Genomic DNA, 21,232 nt, shown 5'->3' with positions numbered 1-21,232 from the left:
AAGCTGAGGGGGATTTTTTATGTGCGGAAGATTAAAAATATAAAAAATAAACGAATCAATCGTCTAATTGAGGTTTATCGTACTTAAATAAAATATCCTAAATAGTCATAATTATTATTTAAATGAACCTTTCTATATCTATTTAATTTTTTAGTTATGAACTAAGTATTATATTTATATCTAATTTAAATTAGGTCTTTATTGTTAATTATTATTTTATTTCATATCAAAAAGCCAAGTGTTAATGATTGGTTTTATTTATTTTTAATGCGAATTAAATCACTTATTTAGACTAATGTTGAATTTTTATATCACTATAAATTGTGTGAATATAACACCAAATTACTTTGGTGAATGACTTCTGTTTGGGCTAAATTAGCACATTATAAAAACTGAAGGGCGCTAGTTAAAGTGCAATGAAACAATAGCTCATAGGAGGTGAATAATGTCAGCTAAAGCAGTGAATGTGAATGATATTATTGATCGTGCAAAATTTTCGGGTTTTCATTTTCAAGTTGTTGCTTGGTGTTTACTAATTATTTTATTTGATGGTTATGACTTGGCAATTAATGGTGTGGTATTACCATTATTAATGGAAGACTGGGGCTTAAGTGCTGTACAGGCGGGTATGCTTGCAAGTACTGCTTTAGCAGGCATGATGTTTGGTGCAATGATATTTGGCTCTTTGGCGGATAAAATTGGCCGTAAAAAAGTCATTATGATCTGTATTGTGCTTTTTAGCGGGCTTACCTGTGCAGGTGGCTTTGCATCAAACCCAACGGAATTTGCGATTTTACGTTTCCTTGCAGGACTTGGAATTGGTGGAGTAATGCCAAACCTTGTTGCGCTGACATCTGAGTATGCACCACAAAAAATGCGTAGTACCTTAGTAACCACAATGTTTAGCGGTTATGCTGTGGGTGGTGTAATGGCTGCATTGTTAGGTGCGTGGTTTACTCCAAGTTTTGGTTGGCAAATTATGTTCTTTATTGCGGGTATTCCTTTGTTGTTATTACCTGTTATTTGGAAGTTTTTGCCCGAGTCTTTGACTTTTATTGTGCAACAAAACCGTCAGGCGGAAGCACGTAAAATTGTTCGTCGTTTAGCACCAGTAGTAATGGTAAAAGAAGATACAACTTTTGAGTTGCATCAGGTTGATGTGCCAGAGTCTGCAAATGTTGTGAGCTTATTTAAACGAGGGCGTGCGGTAAATACCTTGTTGTTTTGGGTGGCGTTCTTCACCTGCTTATTGACTATGTATGCTTTAAGCAGTTGGTTACCGAAGTTAATGATGGCAGCAGGCTACTCAATGGACAATAGCTTGATGTTCATGATGGTGATGAACATTGGTGCTGTGATTGGTATTGTGGGTGGAGGAGTCTTAGCTGATCGCTTCCATTTGAAACCTGTGCTGATGTGCTTGGGGATGATGGGTGCTGTTGTGATGAGCTTGATGGGCTTCCAATCGAATCAATTCCTTTTATATATTTTAGTATTCTTGGCGGGTGCTGCATCCATTGGTTCGCAAATGCTTCTTTATAGCTATGTCGCTCAGTACTATCCACTTGCTGTTCGTTCAACGGGGATTGGTTGGTCGTCTGCGATTGGTCGTATGGGTGCAATCATTGGACCAATTTTAATCGGGAGTTTGTTGGGTATGAATTTGCCTGCGCACTTTAACTTTATTGCAGTGGGTTTACCTGTATTGATTACTGCTATTGCGGTTGCACTGATTATGCATGAGGATGAATCTGAAAAAATTGGTGCCAGTCAGCCAGTAGTTTCTAAAGCATAGGCGATGAATTTAAAAGAAGTCTCGTAAAGGGGCTTCTTTTTAAATTATATTTATATGATTTTAAATGTTATATTGTTGGTTGATAAATAATCTAATAAATTGAGTGGGGTATTAAGTAATAATGGATTGGTATTCAACTGAAAAATTTGAAAAAAGTTTGCTAAGTATAAAATTTACTGGTGATGAGTTAGAACATCATGGCGTAAGTATTTACGATTTATCCGAATGTTTATTAGCATTACAAAGAATAATTCATAAAGCACATTTAGCTCAAGAAAATAGATTATATAAGGGATCATATCCTAAAAAAGAAATTAGGGAAAAATTAGCTCTTCAACTTGGCTCACGAAAAAAAGGATCAGATTTATTTGCATTAGTTCCATTAATTGCCGACCCTAATATTAATGAAGCTTTAAGAAAAGCATTTGATTATGTCATTTCTGGGGTGGTCGGGTATTATACTGGAGATGTAATAGAACGACTAAAAAATGAAAAAGATGATAATAAAAAAATATTTATAGGTGCTATCCATACTGAAGTTGCTAATATCGTAAATAGAATAGACACGATTGGAGGAGTTGAGGGGATCAGTCTTGGCTCACCGTTATTAGGCCGTGAAACTATAGCTGCCTTTGATGCAAATACAAAAGACTATTTAAATTCTATAAAAGATGAATATTATCTAGGCTCATATAGAGAGATTAAAGGAAGCGTTTATAAGTTTTATCCAAACAGCAATCTCGTAGGTATCAGACGTTCAGGTGGAAATACGGTTTCAGTCTGGTTAAGTAAAGAGGACTTCGATCAGATACGTTACTTAAAAGAATCTAATCCAATTTATTGTTTTAAAGGTCATCCTAGGTATAAGTTTGGTGTGGAAACTAAACAAATTTCAGAATTTGAAGCTGATGAGATTGAATATATCACTCGGGAATTAGTTTAAAATTCTTAGTTATTATTTGCTATAGGAAAAATTATGCAATTTAATTCTATCACCCCATTTCCTGAAAACGATGATGAACTGCATTTACCTGAACTGGTGTACTCGGCATCTTTAGGTGAACTCGCTGAAGTGGAAAAAAGTCTCGCTAATGGTGTAGATGTGAATTCCACTGATGATGAAGGTTATAGCGCTCTCCAAGCGGCGGCTGAAAATGGCTATCTAGATGTAGTGAAACTACTGGTTGAAAAAGGTGCGAATGTCCACTACAAAGGTGAATACACTGCGCTTCAACTGGCTGAAATGGCGGAACAAGTAGAAATTATTGAATACTTAAAAAGTCTGTAACTTTTAAAAATGAATAAAAGAGCCTGCTCAATATCAGGCTCTTTTATTTTATGGCATCTTAAATAGACGAATTGGATTCAAGTTCTTTTAATATCACTTGATTAAAAGCGGGAAGATCTTCTGAACTTTGTGAGCTGATGAGTGTCCAACCACCTGCATAACATGTGTGAACGGCCTCATCGACCCATATAGCACCTACATTTTCCAGATCGATTCGTATATTTTGATGCGAAGTCAGATGTTTAGCTTGAATCCGTTCAGTATTAATCAAAACCCAAGGTGCATGACAAATCACAGCTATTGGTTTGGCTTGGTTGCTAAAACTTTGGATAATTTCGAGCGCTTTGGGATGGTGGCGTAATAGATCAACATTAACTGCACCGCCAGGGATAATCAACAAATCGTAGTCGTCATAATGAACATGATCCAAATCGACATCTGGAGGATAGCTTGCTGCCGAGTCTGAGTCTATTTTGACAGTTCGAACATCGCTAGCTTCAATGGCAGCATGAATACATTCTATGCCTTTGGACTGTAGAAAATGGAGAGGCTGAATTAGCTCATCATGCTCTACGCCTACATTTGAGGTTATGAACAATACTTTTTGGGTCATGTAAATCACCTAAAAAAATGTCTATGCTTTAGCCTAACAAAGCAGAATGATACAGATGTTTTGATTTAACGGACTCTTGTAAGTAAGTGAAAGTAGCCGATGCAGTGTTTCGTGTAATTCTGGACTGTGTGAAGGTATTAATGATCCTTTTCAATAATTGATATGCATTAAGACATCCATAAAGTTCGAAACTGGATAGGAAATGAAAAACAATCTGCTCAAAAAATGTAGGTTTTTTGAATTTTCTATGCTATAAAAAATAAAACGGCACAAAAATTGCTTATAAAGCGTGCTTTAAAAATAGTTGTATTGACGAGTAGGGTTTTATGAAGTTATCGGTTGGATTGAAAGTTTCGAACTCTTTGTCGTTAACCCCCCAATTACAACAAGCTATTCGATTGCTTCAATTATCGAGCCTTGAACTTGAACAAGAAATTCAGATTCAACTCGACAGCAACCCGCTCCTAGAAAAAGTAGAAGAACAGTCATCTATCGAAAGCTTATCCAGTGCGCAAGAGCAAGAACAGGATAAGAAAGATTTGACCAACGAACTTAATGCAGATCATTTACCCGATGATTTACCTGTCGATACCGACTGGGATGATGTCTACACCCATCAACCGACCAGTTTGGGCGCAGCAGAATTTGAAGAGCGAGAAGATAATCGCCAAGGTCATTTGGGCTTAAAAGAGCATATGCTTGAGCAAATCAATCTGTTGCATTTTTCGCACGTAGATCAGTTGATTGCTTATTGCATTATTGACTCCTTGGACGATAAAGGTTTTTTAGACAGTGATATTTCAGAAATAACGACTTCAGTTCAACATCTTTTAACAAGCATGGACTATGACGACGAAGTTGAAGATGACGAAGTGGTTGTGGTACTCAAGCATATTCAGCGTTTAGACCCACTTGGCGTTGGGGCGCGGAATCTTGCCGAGTGCTTAATGGTACAGTTGGAAGCCTTGCCGATGCAGACCGCTTGTCGAAATGATGCCATGAATCTGCTGAAAAATTATGAACTATTGATCAGCAATGAGCTGGCGAAACTGATCAAACAAACGGGCTTAAATCAAGAACAGCTCAAGTGTGCGGTTGATTTATTGAAAACCCTAAAAGCGCATCCAGGGCTTGAGTTTGAAGATAAAGACTCAGATTATCAAATTCCTGATGTCGTAGTAATGAAGAAAAACGAACAATGGCAAGTGGCTTTAAATCCTGATGTGATGCCGAAACTTCGTGTGAACTCGTTTTATGCCAATATGATTAAGCGTGCTGATCAAAGTGAAGATAATCAGTACTTACGTAATCAGATGTTGGATGCAAAAAATTTTATTAAAAGTGTCGATGAGCGCCATAAAACTTTACTGAAAGTTTCGACCTGTATCATTGAACATCAGCGTGCATTTTTAGAAATTGGTGCTGAAGGGATGAAGCCTTTGGTACTTCGAGATATTGCAGAAGAAGTTGAATTACACGAATCGACCGTTTCTCGGGTGACCACAAACAAATATATGCTGACGCCACGCGGCTTGTTCGAGTTGAAATATTTCTTTTCAAGCCATGTGGGTACAACTTCAGGTGGTGAAGCATCTTCAACTGCAATTCGCGCCAAGATTAAAAAATTGATTGCTGAAGAGAATGCACGTAAGCCTTTGTCTGATAACGCAATTGCCAATCTTTTAAAAGACGATGGGATTGATGTAGCGCGTCGGACAGTGGCAAAGTATCGCGAATCGTTACATATTCCGTCATCTTCTGAACGAAAAGTCTTGATCTAAAATTTAAAATCTGACTATTCTAGAGGTTCATTATGACAACATAATGAACCTCTTTTTTCTTTAAGGAATAGCTAAAATGATTTGATGTTTCTATGCGTGCTGGTTATTTTGCAGTCATTAAATCGTCTTGGCTTTTCCTCATTAATCCTAATGAAGGTGAGGGATAGATATATGCAAATAACAATTCGTGGACATCATTTGAGCATTACCCCAGCTATTGAAGATACCATTCGCTGCAAATTTGCAGAAATGACCAAGCATATTGATCAGGTGAACAGTATGCAGGTGAAATTAACCAAGGATCATCAGGTCGATAAACATACTAAAAAAGGCAGTAGCAATCATATTGCAGAAGCAATTATCCGTTTACCGGGCATTGAATTTTTTGCTCAGGCTTCAGCAGATGATATGTATACGTCGATTAAAAAATTATCAGAAAAACTAAAAAGACAGCTTGATAAGCACCGTAAAATGCAGCAGGTTTACCAACCTATTGCCATTTAGTTTGATTTTTATGCAAAAAGAGGTTTTTTTAAACCTCTTTTTTTATATATAAAGTGTGCGGGTTTATGATTTATTTTTCAGATTTATAGTAAAATGGCAGGTTTTTACACCGTTGGTCCTATAAGAGGTCTTTGTGATGAATAGTGAACAGCTCACTGAAATTTTAAAAGCTGCTTTTCCTGAAGCTGAAGTTGCAGTTAGTGGGCAAGGCGGAAAGTTTGACTTACGTATTGTCGACGACCAATTCGAAGGCAAACGTCCTGTTGCACGTCAGCAAGCTGTTTATGCACCATTAAATTCTTATATCGCAAGTGGCGAAGTGCATGCGGTGACTATTCGTGCAATGACTAAAGAAGAATGGCGTAAAGCAAGCTTATTCGGAGCTTAAAATTAGATGGATAAATTTTTAATTCAAGGTGGCACTAAGCTCGAAGGCGAAGTTCGTATTTCGGGTGCTAAAAATGCTGCTTTGCCGTTGCTTGCAGCAATGATTTTACCTGAAACCCCAACCAAGCTCACCAACGTGCCGCATTTAAAAGATGTAAATACCTTGGTGCAGTTGATTGGTGGTCTAGGGATTACCATGACCTACGAAGGTGACACGGTTACTGCGGATACCTCGACACTGGACAATCAGTTTGCACCGTATGAATTGGTGAAAACCATGCGTGCATCTATTTTAGTGCTGGGCCCATTGGTGGCGCGCTATGGTAGTGCAAAAGTATCTTTGCCAGGTGGATGTGCGATTGGCTCGCGCCCAGTCGATCAACACTTAAAAGCTTTAGAAGCTTTAGGTGCAGAGATTGAAGTTGAAGCGGGTTATGTACACGCTAAAGTTGATGGCCGTTTGAAAGGTGGTGAAGTCATTTTTGATATGGTGACCGTGGGTGGTACCGAAAATATCTTAATGGCTGCGGCATTGGCAGAAGGTGTGACTACGATTCGTAATGCGGCACGTGAACCTGAAATTACGGACCTTGCGAAAATGTTGATCGCGATGGGTGCAAAAATTGAAGGATTAGACACCGATACCTTAGTGGTAACAGGTGTTGAAAAACTACATGGCTGTGAATACGCTGTGGTTGCTGACCGTATTGAAACAGGTTCGTATTTGGCTGCTGCGGCCATTACTGGTGGTCGTGTAAAAACCACACATACTGATCCAACGTTGATGGAATCGGTCTTAGAAAAGTTTGAAGAAATGGGCGCGGAAGTGACCCGTGGTGATGATTGGATTGAACTGGATATGATGGGGAAACGTCCAAAAGCAGTGAGTTTCCAAACGCTTCCACATCCAGACTTCCCAACCGATATGCAAGCACAGATTATGGCTGTGAATGCAATTGGGCGTGGTTTTGCCACCATTTCTGAAACGATTTTTGAAAACCGTTTTATGCACGTACCTGAATTGTCACGTATGGGGGCAAATATTCAGGTCGAAGGTAATGATGCTGTCGTGACGGGTGTAGAGAAACTTTCTGCAGCACCCGTGATGGCAACAGATTTACGCGCTTCTTTCTCGCTGGTGCTAGCTGCACTTGCTGCGGATGGTGAGACGCTGATTGATCGTATCTATCATATTGACCGCGGTTATGAAGATATTGAAGCGAAATTACAAGGTATAGGCGCCCAAATTAAGCGAGTAAGTTCATGAGCGATATGAGAAACGATGATCCAAATTTTGACGTAATGGGCAATTTTGATCATGGTTTAACATTGGCATTGAGTAAAGGTCGTATTTTAAAAGAAACCCTGCCTTTACTTGAAACGGCTGGAATTAACTTACTGGAAGATCCTGATAAGTCACGTAAGTTAATTTTCCCAACCACCCATAAACAAGTCCGTATTTTAATTTTACGAGCTTCTGACGTACCCACCTATGTGGAAAATGGTGCGGCTGATATTGGTGTTGCGGGCAAAGACGTGCTTATGGAACATGGCGCGCAAAACGTTTATGAACCACTCGATCTAAAAATCGCAGTATGTAAACTGATGACCGCGGGCAAAGTTGGCATGGAACGTCCAAAAGGGCGTTTAAAAATTGCCACCAAATACGTAAACTTAACCCGTCAGTACTATGCAAGCTTAGGTGAGCAAGTCGATGTGATTAAGTTGTACGGTTCAATGGAACTTGCACCGCTGGTGGGTTTGGGCGATTACATTGTTGACGTGGTTGATACGGGAAATACTTTACGTGCCAATGGTTTAGAACCTTTGGAAGAAATTTGTAAAGTGTCTTCACGTTTGATCGTGAACAAGGCAAGTTTCAAACGTAAGCAAGCATTATTAAACCCAATTCTTGCACAGTTAGAAACAGCAGTTGCTGAACGTGAAGCGTTAAAAAACAAATAAGTTGATCTTTTTTGTTTAAAGAAACCGCTATCGATGATGGCGGTTTTTTTGTGCCTGCTCATTTTTATATATTCTTATGGAATTGAAATACAATAGGATTGAATTTGAATCAGCTGATTCAAATTGTTAAAAATATAGACATCACAAGCAGAAATTCGGGATGTCTGCTTGGTGTCATGAAATTGTGCTTCCCCTTGAACAATCACATGATGACCCGTTTGATGAATTGCTTGAATATGGAACTCATGCACGACCGACGTAAAATAATGTTCGATAGACTGGCAATGCTTGAGTACTTGATCAAAACCTGACAGCTGTTGTTCACCCACAATTTCCCATGTAATCGTTTCTGAGAAATAGGATTGGATTTGGCTAAATTGCCCCGTTGAAAAGCATGTGGCTATGTCCGTGAAGGTCATCTCTTTTTGCTTATTTTTTATTCAGATTCGATCATTCTAGTTTAAAAATATTGAATCAGATTCATTTCCCGATGAAGTTAAAAGTAATTTTTCATTACACTCCGTGTTTAGCTGGAGGATTGTTGCCCACAAAATACAGGAAACAAGGTAAACTAAAGCTTCCCTTTATTTTCATTGTGGATAAATTGATGCGACGTTTATCGACTCAAGATCAGAACTTTAAACAAGTCTTTGCTGATTTGTTGGCTTTTGAAACCGTGAGTGACCCAGAACTTTTAAAAACCGTAGATCAAATCATCGCTGATGTTCGTCAGCATGGTAATGCTCATGTTCTTAAACTCACTCAACAGTTCGATCGACATCCCGCGCATCAATTCTCAGATTTAGAACTGACCCAAGAACAATTAAAAACCGCTTTTGATGGTTTGAGTACCGAAGTCCGCGAGGCGTTAGAGCTTGCTGCAAACCGTATTCGTGAGTTTCACCAAGCGCAAAAACAAGAAGGTTGGACCTATGTGGATGCCTTGGGGAACACACTTGGGCAAAAAGTAACACCTTTAGATCGTGTTGGGATTTATGTACCTGGTGGTTTGGCATCTTATCCGTCTTCTGTACTGATGAATGCTGTGCCTGCTCATGTGGCGGGTGTACCTGAAATTATTATGGTGGTGCCTGCACCGAATGGTGAGTTGAATCCGTTGGTATTAGCAGCAGCTTATTTGGCTGGTGTCAGCCGTGTCTTTACCATTGGTGGGGCACAAGCGGTTGCGGCTTTAGCCTATGGTACAGAAACGATTCCAGCGGTGGATAAGATTACAGGGCCGGGCAACCGTTTTGTCGCGGCTGCGAAACGTGCAGTATTCGGACAAGTCGGTATCGACATGATTGCAGGGCCGTCTGAAATTTTAGTTTATGCCGAAGGCGTGAATAACGCACAATGGCTGGCGATGGATTTATTGTCCCAAGCTGAACACGATACTGTGGCACAAGCAGTATTTATCACACCAAATGAGCAATTACTGAATGATGTTGCTCAAGCGGTAGAAGAGCATTTAGCCGTATTACCAAAAGCTGAAATTGCGCGCACTTCAATTGCCAATCGTGGTGCCTTGGTACTTGTGAAAGACCGTGCCGAAGCCGTTGAACTGATTAACCAAGTAGCTCCCGAGCATTTAGAGCTTTGCCTAGATGAAGCACAGGAAATGGCCGAAGATATTCGTCATGCTGGTGCAATCTTCATGGGGCGTTATACCCCAGAAGCGATCGGTGACTATTGTGCAGGGCCAAACCACGTTTTGCCAACTTCAGGTACAGCACGCTTTTCCTCGCCGCTGGGTGTCTATGATTTCCAAAAGCGTTCAAGTTTGATTATGTGCTCTGAGCAAGGTGTGAAAACTTTGGCGAAAACCGCGGATATTCTAGCGCAACAAGAAAACTTAGATGCACATGCGCGTTCAGCACGTTATCGTTATCAATAAACTATTTTAAAACCTCTTCCTAACCCTCTTCTAAAAGGAGAGGGGGCTCATAGATGAGATTCATCATAAGGAATAAATTCCTCTCCCTTTGCAAGCTTTAAGACGAAGCGAAAGAGAGGTTAGAAGAGGGAATATAGAGAAATAAAATGTCAAATATCACTACAGAACAAATGCGTTTTTGGAGTCCTGAAGTACGTAAATTAGAACCGTATGTGCCAGGTGAACAACCGAAAATTCAAAATTTATTGAAGCTCAATACCAATGAAAACCCATATCCACCCTCCCCAAAAGTGGTGGAGGCTGTTCAAGCGGTCTTGGCAAACTCTGCAGATGTACTGCGTTTATATCCAGATCCAGATGCTTCTGCGTTAAAGCAGGCAATTGCGAAACAACAAAATGTTGTCGTTGAAAATGTCTTTGTCGGCAATGGTTCAGATGAAGTCTTAGCACATATTTTTAAAGCTTTTTTTGTGCAAGAGCTGCCTTTACTTTACCCCGATATTACCTATAGCTTCTATCCTGTTTATAGCCAATTTTTTGGGGTTAAAACCAAAATTTTGCCACTCAATGATGACTTTGAAATTGTGGTGGATGACTATAAACAAGCCAATGGCGGTATTATTATCACCAATCCAAATGCGCCAACCAGTATTGATATTGGTTTAGTCGCAATAGAAGCAGTGCTTCAAGCCAATCCAAATTCAGTGGTGGTCATTGATGAGGCTTATGTAGACTTTGGTGCTGAATCTGCTGTTAAATTAGTGGAAAAGTATGAGAACTTGGTGGTGTGTCAAACCACATCTAAGTCTCGATCACTGGCAGGTTTACGTGTTGGTTTTGCGATTGCTCAACCGCATTTGATTGCGGCACTTGAAGCGGTGAAGAACAGTTTTAACTCTTATCCGATGGACCGTTTTGCGATAGCCGCTGCGGTTGCTTCATTTGAAGATCAAGCTTATTTTGAAGCACAAAATCAAAAAGTGATTCAAAGCCGTGAACATTTGGTTGAACAACTGACCGCACTGGGCTTTAACGTTTTGCCATCAAGTGCCAACTTTATCTTTGCATCATTACCTAGCAAAGATGCGGGTGAATTAGCGGCTGAATTACGTGAACAAGGCATTATTGTGCGTTATTTCAATAAACCGCGTATTAACCAGTTTTTACGTATCACGGTTGGAACTGATCAGCAAAATCAACGCTTAGTCGATACATTGAAAAATGATATTTTAAAATAAACTTTCAACAGTTTTGATCTTTGAAAAGTGAACGTTCATTAATGTGAAGGTTCACTTTTTTATTTTGGAGGCTATTCAGTGTCCGTTTGTACAAAGGTATTGAGTAAATTAAGAAGTGCTGAGACCTTGTCAAAACATTCTTGGTATTCAGCCTCACACTCTGATGCAATGGTAATTCCACCGCCAGCCCAAAGCGAAACCTCATCTTGGAATTTTTGAATAGAACGAATCAGAATGTTCCAAGAACCCGTACCATCAAAATTAAAATAACCCATTGAGCCACAGTACGCTCCGCGTGGTGCACCTTCGAGTTCTTCAATAATCTGCATTGCTCGAATTTTAGGTGCGCCTGTAATAGACCCGCCAGGTAGTGCTGAGAGCAGTACATGAAAGGGATGAACTTCTGCTTTAAGTGTTGCTTCGACTTTGCTGACCATATGATGGACTTGATTAAAGCTTTCAATATTAAACAGTTTAGGTGTTTTGACTGAGCCCGTTTCTGCGTAAACACTCAAGTCATTACGCAGTAGATCGACAATCATCACATTTTCAGCTTGGTCTTTTTCCGAAGCTCTTAAGCGTTGTTTAGATTGTTCATCTAAGACTGGATCTGCATGGCGCGGCATGGTGCCTTTAATCGGCTTGGTAATGATTTTTCGATGAGCTTGAAAATCAATAAACAACTCGGGTGAACAACTTAAGAGTTCAAAATCATCGCTACGGAGATAGCCTGAGTAAGGTGCATCGGTCAATTGCCAAAATGCTTCGACTGCACTTAGGAGTTGACCGTGTGCCTTGGCAGTGAACTCTTGTGTCAGATTGATTTGATAGCAATCCCCAGCTTTGATGTATTCCTGTACTTGCTGAAAGGCTTGTTTGTATTGGGTTTCAGTCCAGCGTGCCTGGCAGATCGACTTGAGTTGGAGTGGATGGGTTAAGGCCGATGGCTGGAATAAATACGATTCAATTTTGCGATAAATGTGTTCGGCTTGTGAATCACTACTGCAAAATAGCCAGCCTGCATCAGTCCATTGTAGATAACTGCTGTATAACCCTAAAAATAAGCTTGGCTGAGATTTAATTTGAAGTTGGACGTGCTGCTGGGCGGCATAATCATAACTGACGAATCCAATGAGTCCTCCACTAAAAGATGCTTCTTTTTGTTCTGAGCTTGGTTGAATATTACTGGAAATATCTATTTTTTCGTCATCACGGATATAACAAAAATCCTGTGTGCGTTGAAAGAAAAAGTGGTGGTTTTCTTGAAAAACTTGGTAACGCTCAGGTAAAAAAGCAATGACGGGTGCATCGACATTTTGTAAATAGACTAACTGTGTGAGCTCATTCAACGCCTGTAATATATGAGATACAGAGAGGGTTGAATCACAAATTATCTTTTTAAATGATTGGCTTAAAGTCATGCTAACGCAAATAGGATCAAAAAAATTCAGGCTATTTTACCGCATTGTGTGTGTACGCATAGAGGAAATACCGTTTATCGGTAAGCTATGGATTGCGACCAACAGCAGTTGATCAAAAAATCACTCGGATATAACGTAGTTCAGGCAATAAAGTCACTCAAGGATAGGTGTTAATACTGCGACAAAATAAAAAAACAGTAACTAACACCGAGTGATCGATATCACAAAAATAAAGCTCTTAGGAGAGGAACACGATGAAAATTATTACTAAACTTGCTTTAGTTTCTTCAATGGCAATCAGTGCAAATGCAATGGCAATGCAAGCAATGGATGACGCTTCGCTCAGTGCCGCTACAGGTCAAGATGGTATAAATATCGGTATTGGTATTTCTAAAATCGAAATTGGTAAAGTTTTTGTTCATGATAATGATGGTTTAGCGACTACATCTCTAGGTGGTACTTCAACTGCTGGTGCTATCGTTATTCAAGGTAATGGTATAGCGGGTGATACGCTAGAAAATCACGGTATTATTATTGGTGCAAACTATGATAATGCAGGAGCATACTTACTTCCTTCTCGTAACTTAGCTGATTTGCAAATTGACACAGATGCAAACGGTGGTAATGCATTTATTAACATTGCAGCTCAAGTTTCAGGTTTAGATATTAAAATTGGTCAAATTGGTGTGGTTGCTTCTGGCGATTTGCCAGCAGCAGGGGCTACATCTATTCGCCGTGGTGGTAGTAGCACGAGCACTGTCAACCCGATTTTAAGTGGTTTATCACTGAAAACAGGTCCAATGTCTGCAAATATCCAACTAGGCGCTGCACCGCAAGGCGCAATGATCCAATTAAGTGCGACTATGGTGGGCGGTTTAGAAATTAAAAACTTAGGTATCTTAGATAATTCAACTAAAACAGCAACACGTGCTGCAGGCGAAATCTTTGTTGAAAGCATTAAAGTTGCAGATGCAAATTCTCTAGATTTAACACTGAATCAAAAAATTAGTGTGATTGGTGAAGAGGGTGCGAATAAGGGCTATATTCGTATGATTAGCACAAGTGGCGCGCACGATACTTATGTTAAAGGTGTACATTTGGGTAGCCGTAATGCTGCATCCATTGGTGATGTAGAGGTTCAAGGTATGCAAACTTACTTTAGCCCAGCTGCTGGTGTATACATGCCAGGTGCTGTGATTACCATTTCTGGTCACTAAAATTAGACTTTAAGAAAGCGCGTGAATTCACGCGCTTTTTTTCTAAAATATATTCATAAAAAATGCAAAAAAGACTATTTTTTTTAGATAAAACACAGTATCTTCTTGAATGTATGGATATAGAGTATTAACTCTAAAAACAAAAAATGGGCGGGATGCCTATATTATTAAAAAAAGTAAAAAGCTATGTTAGAGATCGCATTGGGCTCAGCAATGATGTATTACTTTGCCACCGAAGCCTTTGATATTAAGAAAAAACCAGCGGAAGCGGTTTACTATACTGAAGTTTTAGACTCTCGTAATGCATCTTTTACCAGAATGCATCATGAACCTGTCCTAATTAACCCTGCTGTAGAAGATCAATTTCGAGGCATTGTCCGTCAAGCTTATGACTATAGTTGTGGTTCAGCAGCACTGACCACCCTAATCAATGGCTATGTCGGTGCCCAACTCACAGAACAACAAACCATGGATGGCTTGCTTCGCTATGGCGAATATGAGCGAATTATTGAGCGTCGTAGTTTTTCTTTATTGGACATGAAACGCTTTGTGACTGCACTTGGTTTAGAAAGTGGAGGCTATAAGGGGGAATTTGAGGATTTGGTCAAGCAAGGTCAACCTGCAATTGTTCCGATCTCCTATGCTGGTTTTAAGCATTTTGTGGTGTATAAGGGCTATAAAGATGGACGGGTCTATGTTGCCGATCCTGCTTTAGGAAATATTAGTTTTGATGAGCAACGTTTCAAAGATGTTTGGGAAAATAACACGTTGTTTTTAATTAATGTTCCAACCGAAATGCGTAAAAATATGTTGGCTTTACAGGAAGCCGATCTGCGACATGTAGATGATGCTACGGTCAATCGCTATGCACTCGTCGATATTCAATATCCGCAACACTATATGGAAAAAATAGCCGATCGTGCATCCACAATTCGCCTAGAGCGTAATAAAAATAAAGAGTCGGAATACTATGGACAGCCGACATACAATTTTCTCAGGCTTTATTATAAAAACAAGTAAAGTGTGAAAAAAATAAAACAAGAACAAGGGTGTAGGTAAGGGACAATGATGAAAACATGGATGAATAAAACACTGCTCGCAGTGAGTGTGCAGATGATTCTTGGGGGCGCTTATGCTGCGGAAGAACCGAGTTTAGGAGGCTATGAAACCGTTGAGGTAGAACAAGCTGCGGAGCAGACACAAGAGCAAATTGAATCGGATCAAACAAGTGCCCCTGAGCAACCAGCAAAATCAGCATCCGTAACTACTGGAAGTGTTGAACAAGCAGCGTCTTCTGCATTGCAACAGCAAGAAGGTGATGCAACTAAAGAGACAAACTTAGAAGAAGTTTTTACCTCAAATGAACGTCAGTATTCATTAATTAAACAAGGTGATATTTCATCTTATTACGACATCGATTATACCTATTACCGAGATACTCAACTTGATTTAGAGATGGCACAAGGTCAGCTCTATCAACTGCGGGTACAAGAAAATGCAACGCACAGTCTAACCAATACCTTTACGGCACAGTATGGTTTAAGAGATAACTTAACCTTAACAGCATCATTGCCTTTAGTTGCTAAAACAGACTTATTAAAAGACACCTCGACAGCAGGTCTTGGGGACATTTCCTTTGGTGCACGATGGGAACCGTTCCCACTCAAAGCTGGACGTTTGCCTTTGATTTTATTTGGTAACGTTTCCACCAAAACTGGGGATAGTCCTTATGAAATTAATGCCACTTCAGACTTAGCAACAGGCAAGGGGTATTATTCAGCAGGAGTTGGGGCAAGTACGCGTAAATATATTGATCCCGTGGTGCTGTTTGCATCGGTGTCTGCAAACTATGGTTTCAAAGAATCGGGCTTAGATCAGCGCCGTGGTAGCCGTGTGATTGAAGAGTTTGAACCTGGGATTAGCGGTGGTTTTGCCTTCGGCTTTGCCTATTCTTTTAACTATGATGTCTCGATGACGATGTCATACCAGCAAAGTTTCAATACTGGGGCTGAATTTACCTATAGCTCGGGAGAAAGTTATTCTCCAGCAGATCAAACCAGCTCAACTTTTGCGATTTCCTTAGGTGTACGCGTCTCACCTGAAACGATTGTGAATGGGACGGTTGGCCTTGGTTTAACAGAAGATGCACCTGATGTGTCATTAGGGTTGTCTTTCCCGTTAGATATTCTTGGTTTTGGAAAAAAGCTTAAATAATAGGGGAGTCGTATGAAAAATATCCGACTTAGCCCTTTGGTGTCTGCCATATTATTAACGGGCTATTCTAGTGTTACCTTTGCTGCTTTAGGGCAAAACTTATCAGTTGATATTCGCTCTTTGGCTATGGGAAATGCGGTCACTGCTGATCCGCCAGGGATCAGTGCTATTCACTTTAACCCAGCAGCTCTGACCAAAATTGAAGGTTTGCAAACGGATGTGCAGGGTATTCTCGCTGATTTTAATATCGAGCGTGAGTTCTCTGTTCCCGCAGGTTATAACGTGTTTGGCTATTCAGATGACCCGATTGTTTGTAATGATGGGCCTGAAGTTGATGCTGATATCTGTACCGACTTTAAAGGGCCGGTCCGCGGTGATGTGGAATACCCGAGCTTATATGTACCTGGTTTGAAAAAAATGGTGGACTTGGGCAAAGGTATGCCTGTGGCTGCCCCGACTGCGGGTATAGCATATAATCCGCCGGGCTCTAAAATGACGTTTGCAACAGCCATGTATGCGCCATTAATTGCAGGATTCGGTGCGGAAGATGGCAATCCTGGCAACTTTATGGGACAACAAGTTGCGCTAGAACGGATCACCTATTTATCACCGTCTATGGCCTACCAAATCAATGATCAGCTTTCCATTGGTGGTTCAATTGGGATGTCTTATCAAGCATTGGCATTAAAAAATGATCTACGTTTTCCCAATGAGCTGATTGGGATGCTGCGGATGATTGATGATGTGGTCTGTACCCCATTCAAAGAAAACTCAGATGTGATTACTGACATTCTCTTGCTGGGGATGTGTAATGCAGAAGAGGGGATGAATCCTTTTGGGCGTTTTGGTCAACTCGAACTTTCAGCAGAACAGTCTCTGAGTCCAAGCTATAACTTAGGTGTACTGTGGGAGCCGACAGAAGATTTTAGTTTTGGTGTGGTCTACCAAAGTGCTGCCAAAATGCGGATGAAAGGTAAATATCACATAGACAACTCGAAAGCACCACGTGAGATGATTAAGGGGCTGATGTCTTCACCAACAGGGCAGATTTTGGCTGCTGTTTTAGGTTTCCCGAACTCGGTACCAGCCAGCGAGTCGGGACTGGTATCGATGGATTTAGAATATCCAGCACATTTCCAAGCGGGGATTAAATATAAACTTTTACCCGACTTACAAGTCAATGTTGATGTGGGTTGGACTGATTATAAGGCATGGGACAAATTTAAATTTGAATTTGACCGTCAAGTTTCTGCGCTCAAAATTGCAAAATTACTTTCAGCCAATATTTCAGATAGTAGTTTGGCTTTACCTTTGGCTTTTGAGTCACCGTGGAACTACGGTATTGGGATTGAATATTCTGCAACAGATCGTTTAAAACTCCGTGCAGGCTATGAGCCACGCACCAGTGCGATCCCTGATGATAAACGCAATACGATGGTACCAATTAACAATGCACGCTTGTTTGGTTTAGGTGTCGGTTATCGTTTTGATGCAGATACTGATTTAGATCTATCCATTGGTTTTTTGCAAAGCCGAGATAAAATTCCTGCAAATTCTAGTAGCTTAGCGAACCAAACTGGGGTAAATAATATTTTATTAAACCCATATGCGGGTTTAAATGTAAAAACAGATACAACCATTACGATTTTAGGGTTGAACTATAGAACACGGTGGTAAGCACATTGAATACAATAAAAAGGATTTTATTGCCCTCATCACTATGCTTATTGGGTTGGATTTCGAGTGCAAGTGTTGCGGGGGAGTTCTTTACGATTATTGGTCCAGATGGTAGACCGATGGTGGTACAACGCAAAGCCAGTGAGTCCCCTGTAAAGCAAGTGAAACAGGACCGTAAGCAGGAAGAAAAGTTAACGCGTGAAGTCGCTGAGGTCAAAGTACCAGTACTAATGTCCGCTCAGGAATCTGCACCGCAAAAGATACAGCCTGTAACCGAAATGAAGGCTCGTTTATCAGATACAAAGCCTGCGCAAAAAAAGAAACTTTCTGCTGAGAAGCCAGTCACTTCTTCTACAGTGACTCAGTTTGAGCGTCTATTAGGTAAAACTGAAACCAAGGTGCTGGTTCAACAAAAAGTGACTGAAACCACTCAGCAGATCCCACAAGCCCAAGTGGGTAGTACTCAAACCATTAAGCCTACATCAACGCCTCAAACCATAACGCATACGAATCCGGTAAGTGCAGAAAAAACAGATGCATCCTCAAGCATGTTTAGTCAAATGGATGGAGCTGATTACGTTCGCAATGAATATTTAGAAGACCGTGAATTTAACTTAGAAGGCAAACGCCGTTTTTATACCATGCCTGAAGGGGTGATTGATCATAAAACTGGAGCGACTCGCTTTCAGGTCATTGAGCGAGAAAAAGGGGTGAGTAAATCTGTCCTTAATTCTATGTTTAAACCAAAGCAAAAAGACAATTTAGCACCGATTGCCTTAGCATCGACCTATTACCGAATGTCACAACAAGACACGATCGATAGCTTAGGACAAACCTGTTTTAAGAATAAAAAACTGAAAAAAGCAAAAAGCTTACAAGCCAATCACGATATTAATGTTTGGCCGAAAAAGCCGATAAAAGAAAATTTTGAATTTGAAATCATCAAAGTGGACAGCAATATTCAAAATATTCAATTAAATTCGTATGCATCTACACAAAATGATCCCACATTTTATTGGCCTTTTGCTGTGTTCTTAGACCAGAATGCCTGTGTGCTTGAAGGAGTAGGAGGGTTTAAAAATGATGAAAACTCACCCTCTATGCTATCGCATGAAATGATCGCAGGTATTTTACATGTACCTGAGCAAAGTCATTATTTATTGTTAACACCACTCTCTTCCGCTGTAGATGTCGAACATAAAGTTCTAACCAATCACGGTCAGTTAAAATTAATCGCAATTCGCTAAAAATAAATAGAGTATGAAAATGAAAAAACAAATTTTATGGCCATTTACCTTGTCGACATTGGTTGTTGCCTTAGCTGGTTGTGGTGGAGAAAGTGCCAATGTGAATCCAGAGCCGAATCAAGTGAATTCTGTCAACGGAAGCTGTTTGCTGAAAGATAAAAACTGTGTTGAGTTTGCCTTGGATTATCCAGTTGATGGAATTAACTTTGTCTGTAGTAGCGACCCCGATAATACGTATATGACTCTGATGGAGCCGAAAACCAATGCGGCAACAGGCCGATGCTCTGAAGGGGACAAAATTCACTTCTTGTTGACTGGAAGTTCGGATAAACAAGTCGAACTTGGTACAGTTCCTTTGTCTGAAATTGGTAATGTGAGTACTGTTTCAGCCTCACTGCCACGCCTCAGTATTTTAGATATGGCAAAAGGGCTAAATGGTGGAACGGCTGCAACCAGTTTGAGTCCAAACGATAAGACCGTAAAAATTGCGATGGCTTTGGCGAAAATTTTTCAAGCTTTAGGTCTAGAGCGTGGTGCTGGGGTGGTTGGAGATGTACAACCTTTTGGTATTTTAGCCTCTAAAAAAGCAGACTTATCACTTCTCTTGGCATCGATTAGTGCTGAAGATTATGCCTCAGGAGCGTATGTAGATAAAATCCGACCATGGATTGATGTCAGCCAAATCAGCAATGAGGATGCTTTTAAAGTGGTCCAAACATTGGTGCTTATGAATAACTCTGCCACCTACCAAGCCGACTTCCCGATTTTTGCAAATGCCCTATCGGACAAGACAGGGATTGGTTTACCGCAAGGCTTATATGGTTGTAATGCTACAGACTGCAAGACCAGTCCTGCTAATCTTCGCCATTTAATTGGAAGCTTTATTATTTTAACGGATCGACAAGGTTATACCTTTGGTTCAGGTGTACAGTGGCGTGGACCATTAAAAGAGCAATTAGGCAGTGATTTGGCAACCAGTGTGACGGTCGATTTATTGAAAAATATTGAACCTGCTAAAATGAATGCTTTAGCGCAAACGTCTTGGATTAACCCCTTAACTAAAAGTATTCAGCAACCGTTTAAGTTTAATCTGACAGATCCAAATTCGGATGATTTCACCATTACCCAAGGCAAGTTGTTTAATGACTATCTAATTGCAGGGACGGAAAAATTTTATAAACAATTAACCAAGGATCCGAATGCTAGCCCATCGTCCTATGGTTTATGGCAGCAAAACTATGGCACAGATACCTTCAAAGGTTCTTTTGATGCCTTTAAAATTTTTCCAATTGGCTATTTAGATAATGATGTATTTAAGTCTAAGAACAATGTAGCGGCTGGGCAGAAGTATATTTTTCCACTGTATGCCAACTTAATTTTTAAGGCAAAAAACTCTAGTGATAGCGTAGCTTTAGGCATTGCAATTGATGAGTCGGGTGATATTCGTACTGATATGCAGTCCGCTAGTAATAAAACGACATCGTGTACATCGCTACTAACAACGGGTGCAACCTTAACGACAGATAACAATCAAGTACAGTACCGAATTGGAACACTGGGTGCGACAGATACTTCAAATAAAGCTGTAACCTTCCGTATCCTTTTGGCAAATCCTATCTTTGATAAAATTGATGGTGCAGTTATTGGTGCAAATACCAATATTGTGAGTGATGTGAATAGTGAAGGAAAACAAACCTCTACAGTGATTGGTGGGGCACGCGTTAATCTAGGCAATTTATTGTCTGCCAATGTTAATGACAGTGCTTCTATTTCCCTCAGTGATTTTTCTGGTGCAGGGGTAAAGTGGACCAATATCTATAAAGCGTATTTGAATAACTATTATGAAAAAAATAGCATCGCCAATCGAGCGGCCGCGGACTTCCGTGAAGGCGAAGTTTCAATTGAAATTGCTGATTGCTATAAGGTGTTAGCAAAATAATATCGTTGTAAATACAAAAAAGCCCATCATCGATGGGCTTTTTTTGATA

The 21,232-nt window shown here is 40.2% G+C and carries 19 protein-coding genes; 16 read left to right on the top strand and 3 right to left on the bottom strand.

Features of this window, described 5'->3' with window-relative positions:
* Nucleotides 1-445 precede the first annotated feature (445 nt).
* The 3 genes from RR876_RS11940 (at nucleotide 446) to RR876_RS11930 (ending at nucleotide 3,083) form a co-directional block, all read left to right on the top strand.
* Nucleotides 446-1,795, top strand: coding sequence for an aromatic acid/H+ symport family MFS transporter (locus tag RR876_RS11940; protein WP_332478340.1), 1,350 nt, complete (start codon nucleotides 446-448; stop codon nucleotides 1,793-1,795).
* A gap of 121 nt (nucleotides 1,796-1,916) precedes the next feature.
* Nucleotides 1,917-2,738: a hypothetical protein gene (locus tag RR876_RS11935; RefSeq protein ID WP_125281707.1), complete on the top strand. Its 822-nt coding sequence runs from the start codon at nucleotides 1,917-1,919 to the stop codon at nucleotides 2,736-2,738.
* 33 nt (nucleotides 2,739-2,771) lie between these two features.
* The gene (locus RR876_RS11930; protein WP_332478341.1) at nucleotides 2,772-3,083 is read left to right on the top strand and encodes an ankyrin repeat domain-containing protein; all 312 of its coding nucleotides are present in this window, start codon (nucleotides 2,772-2,774) and stop codon (nucleotides 3,081-3,083) included.
* A gap of 58 nt (nucleotides 3,084-3,141) precedes the next feature.
* Here the strand turns inward: RR876_RS11930 and RR876_RS11925 are convergent, their stop codons facing one another.
* On the bottom strand, nucleotides 3,142-3,696 hold the full coding sequence (locus tag RR876_RS11925) for a DJ-1/PfpI family protein (protein ID WP_332478342.1): 555 nt from the start codon (nucleotides 3,694-3,696) through the stop codon (nucleotides 3,142-3,144).
* Nucleotides 3,697-4,022: 326 nt separating this feature from the next.
* On the opposite strand from RR876_RS11925, the gene RR876_RS11920 reads away from it, so the two are divergent.
* From RR876_RS11920 to hisG, 5 genes are all read left to right on the top strand, one after another.
* Entirely contained in the window at nucleotides 4,023-5,477 is a 1,455-nt protein-coding gene (locus RR876_RS11920; RefSeq protein WP_332478343.1) for an RNA polymerase factor sigma-54, read from the top strand.
* A 171-nt stretch (nucleotides 5,478-5,648) separates the two neighbouring features.
* Nucleotides 5,649-5,981 carry a ribosome-associated translation inhibitor RaiA gene (gene raiA / locus RR876_RS11915; RefSeq protein WP_004695021.1) on the top strand — a complete coding sequence of 111 codons (333 nt, stop codon included), beginning with the start codon at nucleotides 5,649-5,651 and terminating at the stop codon, nucleotides 5,979-5,981.
* 136 nt (nucleotides 5,982-6,117) lie between these two features.
* Nucleotides 6,118-6,369, top strand: coding sequence for a BolA family iron metabolism protein IbaG (ibaG, locus tag RR876_RS11910; protein ID WP_004695019.1), 252 nt, complete (start codon nucleotides 6,118-6,120; stop codon nucleotides 6,367-6,369).
* 6 nt (nucleotides 6,370-6,375) lie between these two features.
* Nucleotides 6,376-7,635 (top strand): UDP-N-acetylglucosamine 1-carboxyvinyltransferase, encoded by a 1,260-nt coding sequence (murA, locus tag RR876_RS11905; protein ID WP_078390238.1) that lies wholly within the window; start codon nucleotides 6,376-6,378, stop codon nucleotides 7,633-7,635.
* Nucleotides 7,632-8,333: an ATP phosphoribosyltransferase gene (hisG, locus tag RR876_RS11900; protein ID WP_004984172.1), complete on the top strand. Its 702-nt coding sequence runs from the start codon at nucleotides 7,632-7,634 to the stop codon at nucleotides 8,331-8,333. The genes murA and hisG overlap by 4 nt, the downstream gene beginning before the upstream one ends.
* A 74-nt stretch (nucleotides 8,334-8,407) precedes the next feature.
* Here hisG and RR876_RS11895 read toward each other — a convergent pair whose 3' ends face one another.
* Nucleotides 8,408-8,752, bottom strand: coding sequence for a nuclear transport factor 2 family protein (locus RR876_RS11895; RefSeq protein ID WP_332478344.1), 345 nt, complete (start codon nucleotides 8,750-8,752; stop codon nucleotides 8,408-8,410).
* A 176-nt stretch (nucleotides 8,753-8,928) separates the two neighbouring features.
* Here RR876_RS11895 and hisD point away from each other — a divergent pair, with 176 nt between their 5' ends.
* The gene (hisD, locus tag RR876_RS11890; RefSeq protein WP_332478345.1) at nucleotides 8,929-10,230 is read left to right on the top strand and encodes a histidinol dehydrogenase; all 1,302 of its coding nucleotides are present in this window, start codon (nucleotides 8,929-8,931) and stop codon (nucleotides 10,228-10,230) included.
* Nucleotides 10,231-10,376: 146 nt separating this feature from the next.
* Nucleotides 10,377-11,468 (top strand): histidinol-phosphate transaminase, encoded by a 1,092-nt coding sequence (gene hisC / locus RR876_RS11885; protein WP_332478346.1) that lies wholly within the window; start codon nucleotides 10,377-10,379, stop codon nucleotides 11,466-11,468.
* 71 nt (nucleotides 11,469-11,539) lie between these two features.
* Here the strand turns inward: hisC and pabB are convergent, their stop codons facing one another.
* On the bottom strand, nucleotides 11,540-12,889 hold the full coding sequence (pabB, locus tag RR876_RS11880; protein ID WP_332478347.1) for an aminodeoxychorismate synthase component I: 1,350 nt from the start codon (nucleotides 12,887-12,889) through the stop codon (nucleotides 11,540-11,542).
* Between the two features lie 254 nt (nucleotides 12,890-13,143).
* Here pabB and RR876_RS11875 point away from each other — a divergent pair, with 254 nt between their 5' ends.
* The 6 genes from RR876_RS11875 (at nucleotide 13,144) to RR876_RS11850 (ending at nucleotide 21,183) form a co-directional block, all read left to right on the top strand.
* Complete coding sequence (locus RR876_RS11875; protein ID WP_087014839.1) at nucleotides 13,144-14,106, top strand: DUF6160 family protein; 963 nt, start codon at nucleotides 13,144-13,146, stop codon at nucleotides 14,104-14,106.
* 186 nt (nucleotides 14,107-14,292) lie between these two features.
* Nucleotides 14,293-15,126, top strand: coding sequence for a C39 family peptidase (locus RR876_RS11870; RefSeq protein WP_004695004.1), 834 nt, complete (start codon nucleotides 14,293-14,295; stop codon nucleotides 15,124-15,126).
* Nucleotides 15,127-15,171: 45 nt separating this feature from the next.
* A complete protein-coding gene (locus RR876_RS11865; protein WP_332478348.1) occupies nucleotides 15,172-16,320 on the top strand; it encodes a hypothetical protein in 1,149 nt (382 codons plus the stop codon).
* A 12-nt stretch (nucleotides 16,321-16,332) separates the two neighbouring features.
* The gene (locus RR876_RS11860; protein WP_332478349.1) at nucleotides 16,333-17,997 is read left to right on the top strand and encodes an outer membrane protein transport protein; all 1,665 of its coding nucleotides are present in this window, start codon (nucleotides 16,333-16,335) and stop codon (nucleotides 17,995-17,997) included.
* Nucleotides 17,998-18,026: 29 nt separating this feature from the next.
* On the top strand, nucleotides 18,027-19,244 hold the full coding sequence (gene filE, locus RR876_RS11855) for a putative pilus assembly protein FilE (RefSeq protein ID WP_332478350.1): 1,218 nt from the start codon (nucleotides 18,027-18,029) through the stop codon (nucleotides 19,242-19,244).
* 19 nt (nucleotides 19,245-19,263) lie between these two features.
* Complete coding sequence (locus tag RR876_RS11850; RefSeq protein ID WP_332478351.1) at nucleotides 19,264-21,183, top strand: flagellar protein FilF; 1,920 nt, start codon at nucleotides 19,264-19,266, stop codon at nucleotides 21,181-21,183.
* Nucleotides 21,184-21,232: the final 49 nt, after the last annotated feature.

This window comes from Acinetobacter sp. (assembly GCF_036666595.1).
Taxonomy (GTDB): domain Bacteria; phylum Pseudomonadota; class Gammaproteobacteria; order Pseudomonadales; family Moraxellaceae; genus Acinetobacter.
The sequence above is the reverse complement of the archived record's forward strand: the minus strand, read 5'-3'. Positions and strand labels throughout refer to the sequence as shown.

Bases quoted from the DNA above. Each gene is read 5' to 3' on its own strand.
- RR876_RS11940 (WP_332478340.1), top strand. From the start codon at position 446: ATGTCAGCTAAAGCAGTGAATGTGAATGATATTATTGATCGTGCAAAA.
- RR876_RS11935 (WP_125281707.1), top strand. From the start codon at position 1,917: ATGGATTGGTATTCAACTGAAAAATTTGAAAAAAGTTTGCTAAGTATA.
- RR876_RS11930 (WP_332478341.1), top strand. From the start codon at position 2,772: ATGCAATTTAATTCTATCACCCCATTTCCTGAAAACGATGATGAACTG.
- RR876_RS11925 (WP_332478342.1), bottom strand. From the start codon at position 3,696: ATGACCCAAAAAGTATTGTTCATAACCTCAAATGTAGGCGTAGAGCAT.
- RR876_RS11920 (WP_332478343.1), top strand. From the start codon at position 4,023: ATGAAGTTATCGGTTGGATTGAAAGTTTCGAACTCTTTGTCGTTAACC.
- raiA (WP_004695021.1), top strand. From the start codon at position 5,649: ATGCAAATAACAATTCGTGGACATCATTTGAGCATTACCCCAGCTATT.
- ibaG (WP_004695019.1), top strand. From the start codon at position 6,118: ATGAATAGTGAACAGCTCACTGAAATTTTAAAAGCTGCTTTTCCTGAA.
- murA (WP_078390238.1), top strand. From the start codon at position 6,376: ATGGATAAATTTTTAATTCAAGGTGGCACTAAGCTCGAAGGCGAAGTT.
- hisG (WP_004984172.1), top strand. From the start codon at position 7,632: ATGAGCGATATGAGAAACGATGATCCAAATTTTGACGTAATGGGCAAT.
- RR876_RS11895 (WP_332478344.1), bottom strand. From the start codon at position 8,752: ATGACCTTCACGGACATAGCCACATGCTTTTCAACGGGGCAATTTAGC.
- hisC (WP_332478346.1), top strand. From the start codon at position 10,377: ATGTCAAATATCACTACAGAACAAATGCGTTTTTGGAGTCCTGAAGTA.
- pabB (WP_332478347.1), bottom strand. From the start codon at position 12,889: ATGACTTTAAGCCAATCATTTAAAAAGATAATTTGTGATTCAACCCTC.
- RR876_RS11875 (WP_087014839.1), top strand. From the start codon at position 13,144: ATGAAAATTATTACTAAACTTGCTTTAGTTTCTTCAATGGCAATCAGT.
- RR876_RS11870 (WP_004695004.1), top strand. From the start codon at position 14,293: ATGTTAGAGATCGCATTGGGCTCAGCAATGATGTATTACTTTGCCACC.
- RR876_RS11865 (WP_332478348.1), top strand. From the start codon at position 15,172: ATGATGAAAACATGGATGAATAAAACACTGCTCGCAGTGAGTGTGCAG.
- RR876_RS11860 (WP_332478349.1), top strand. From the start codon at position 16,333: ATGAAAAATATCCGACTTAGCCCTTTGGTGTCTGCCATATTATTAACG.
- RR876_RS11850 (WP_332478351.1), top strand. From the start codon at position 19,264: ATGAAAAAACAAATTTTATGGCCATTTACCTTGTCGACATTGGTTGTT.